Source organism: Psychrobacter sp. AOP3-A1-26 (assembly GCF_052378235.1).
Taxonomy (GTDB): Bacteria; Pseudomonadota; Gammaproteobacteria; order Pseudomonadales; family Moraxellaceae; genus Psychrobacter.
Genome location: NZ_JBQSXN010000143.1, coordinates 1 through 3,374 on the forward strand (window position 1 = coordinate 1; position 3,374 = coordinate 3,374).

Consider the following 3,374-nt stretch of genomic DNA (forward strand, 5'->3'; position numbering starts at 1 on the left):
GATTATTAAATTATTGTGATTATTGCTCGAAGTCACATTTTTGGGGACAATATAAAATAATAGTTAAGGGTACTGCAAGATTTTTTTATCATTTCCTGTAAGCCGGACAATCCTTGTCGTAGCGATATGGCCATAAAATAACCAGTATTGATGAATATGATTGTATAGAGGAGCATATTTATAGTTAAAATACTTTAAAAACGCTACGGTACCTGCAGTACGTGATGTATCGATTTTACTTTTCACTAACTATAGTGTTCGCGCATGGCATTGACCGTGGTGATTTTTTAGTTATTTATTAGGTTCAAAAGACATAAAAAAAGCAAGGCCGCCAGAGGTAGACAGCCTTGCTTGTAAGAGTAGGGTATAACGCTTTAAGAATGGACGATTAGACTTTATCATCCTCTTTGTGATGTAGATTGCCTTCGCGCTCTAAATTTTTAATTTGAGTTTCCATGGTATTACTATTGGTGTTATCAGGTGCAGTAGTATCATGGGGGCGGTTATGATTGTTGTTCATACGCTCATTGAGATGTGATTCTGCATCACGATGGCGATGATTGAGTGCTTCCGCCTCTGGGTTAGAATCGCCAAAATCCGTTTGTGCAGCTGTTTCTTTTACCGTATCTTGCTCTTTAACCATTTCTACATCACCGTCACTTTCATAGCCGTGATCGGGGTTGGCATCACCCGTTTTTTCATTATCACGGTCAGAGACATTCAGTTTGTTGGCTGCTGCTTCATTTTCAACCGCTGTACCATTTCTAGCTTGTGCCTCACTTTTTAGTTGCGCGTAGTCAGTCAGTTGCTGTACCGCATTATCCAAGCTGTGCGGGTTATCACGTTCTTGAGCATTAGATAGATGTTTGTCAAACACATCAGTCAAGAGTGAGTCGAAACGCAGCGCATTATATTCAATAAGCACTTCTGCTTCTTCTTCCGTGATATCACCATTTTGACTGGCATAGACCACATGATCTTCAAAAGTAAGCCCTTCAAAGCTGTCTTTATGCTCCGCCTTTTTAAACTTCTGCCATAAAGGTTCAATATCGAGCAGTGTTTGATAGGCATGCTCCATACGCCCAGTGACATCATCTGGCTCAGTATTGTAGTAAATCATGGTTTTGAGATAATCGCGGAATGGATTGGCTTCAAAGTCATCCATAAAGGTATCACCCAATTGGCGTTTTAACTCATCGCTCACTGGCGCAAATATACGACCACTTGGGAAAGTCACAAAGCTGACCAAGCTGGCTGCCATGCGATTAGGAAAGTTAGCAAATAAAGAAATGAATGCTTCTTGAATAGTATAAAGGCTGTTTTTTAAGGCGACTTCGGCATGTAAGCGTTCGGCTTTTGATTTTGTTCCGTATTGATAAAACTGCAAAATAGCCGTACAGATAAACAAGTGCGCATGGATGTCTGCTAAGCGCCCAGACAGCATTTCTTTACGTTTCAAATCGCCAGCCAGTAACCCTAATGCCATGTCTGCGGTTAAGGCAAAGTCTGCGCTCAAGCGGTTAATGTGCTTATAATAAGGACGGGTAAAGCTATCAGAGAAGCTAGGGGCGTGGTTACTGCCACCGATATAGCCTGCGACAAAGGCTTTTGCCCCGCGATTGAAGGTATAGCCTAGATGTTTAAAGAATAGAGTATCGAATTGCTTGAGTGCGCCTTTTTTATCGTCACTTTGGAGCAATTGTAGCTCATCAAATAGGTAAGGATGACAGCGCATCGCGCCTTGACCAAATATCATCAGTGAGCGCGTCAAGATGTTTGCACCTTCAACGGTGATAGATACTGGAATGGCTTGATAGGGGGTCGCCAAAAAGTTGCGTGGGCCCATCTGTACAGCGCGACCACCAACCACATCCATACCATCGTTGACCACATTACGCATGGTCTCAGTCGCATAATATTTTGCCATCGCGGTCATAACCGATGGGGTGCCGCCTTGGTTTAATCCACAAGTGACTAGATGACGGAAGGCTTCTAGCATATAAGTGTTGCTGGCCATACGACTGGTCGCATCCTGTACGCCTTCAAACTTACCGACAGATATTTTAAACTGTTCGCGAACTTTAGAAAACGCCCCAACAGACAAGTAAGTCATTTCACTGGCTGAAGTAGATAGTGCGGGTAACGAGATACCACGGCCGACACCTAAGCACTCCATCAGCATGCGCCAACCTCGACCCGCATTTTCAACGCCACCGATGATGTAATCGAGTGGAATAAAGACATTTTTGCCATCGACAGTACCATTCATAAATGGCGAGCCGATTGGGTTATGACGCGGTCCTATAATCACCCCATCATGGCTGGCAGGGACGAGCGCACAAGTAATGCCGTAATCGGTCTTTTTGGGATCGCCAAGCAGCCCTTCTGGATCATGCATTTTAAATGCCAAGCCCACGACAGTGGCGATAGGCGCTAAAGTAATCCAACGTTTAGAAAAATTCATCCGCAGACCGAGCACTTGCTCGCCGTCGTGCAACCCGTAACAGACCACGCCTGTATCAGGTATCGCACCAGCATCGGAACCCGCTTCTGGGCCGGTTAGACCAAAGCAGGGAACCTCGTCGCCTTTGGCAAGACCTGGTAGCCAGCGCTGTTTTTGCTCGTCTGTACCATAATGCATCAATAGCTCACCAGGGCCGAGCGAGTTCGGCACCATACAAGTCACCGCCGCAGTTGGCGAGCGCGAGGCAATCTTACTCATGACGCGGCTTTGAGCATAAGAGCTAAACTCTAAACCACCAAATTCTTTTGGAATGATTAAACCCAAGAACCCATTGGCTTTAATAAACTGCCACGCTTCAGGTGACAGCTCTTTGTCTTTGTGCTGGATTTGCCACTCATCGAGCATAGTACACAGAGTTTCAACTTCATTATCGATGAAGCTTTGTTCCTCTTCTGACAGTTCTGGGTAAGGATATTTAGCAAAAGTATCCCAATCTGGTTTACCCATGAACAGCTCTTTTTCCCACCAACTGGTACCGGCATCGAGGGCTTCGCGTTCAGTATCGCTCATGCTAGGCATCGCACCGCCCAAAGCCTTATACACAGGTTTGGTAATTAATGACTGGCGAATAGGGGCGATGAGTAATATCAAGCAAAGTAGCGCTATCGGTATACCCAAAATAAGCGACCAAGGACTAATAACTGCGGTTACGATAACCGTAATCAGGGCGACAATGCTGCCAGTGACACGTGATAAAGACAACAAAAAGATGGCCAAGACCATGGCTAACTGAATGATGACTGCCAAAATAAACAAGCCAATGGCCATGACTATCTCCTTTGTAACGCTAAACCAAAAGCGTGAAAAATATATGAATAAGAAATTTTTGAATAAATTTAGTTGTTTTTGT

The 3,374-nt window shown here is 44.5% G+C and carries 1 protein-coding gene; it reads right to left on the reverse strand.

What is annotated here, in order from left to right; genetic code table 11:
- Window positions 1-388: 388 nt before the first annotated feature.
- On the reverse strand, window positions 389-3,292 hold the full coding sequence (locus ACT3TU_RS13765) for an acyl-CoA dehydrogenase (protein WP_192523893.1): 2,904 nt from the start codon (window positions 3,290-3,292) through the stop codon (window positions 389-391).
- Window positions 3,293-3,374: the final 82 nt, after the last annotated feature.

Coding starts and splice junctions, on each gene's coding strand:
- ACT3TU_RS13765 (WP_192523893.1), bottom strand. CDS start 3,292: ATGGCCATTGGCTTGTTTATTTTGGCAGTCATCATTCAGTTAGCCATG.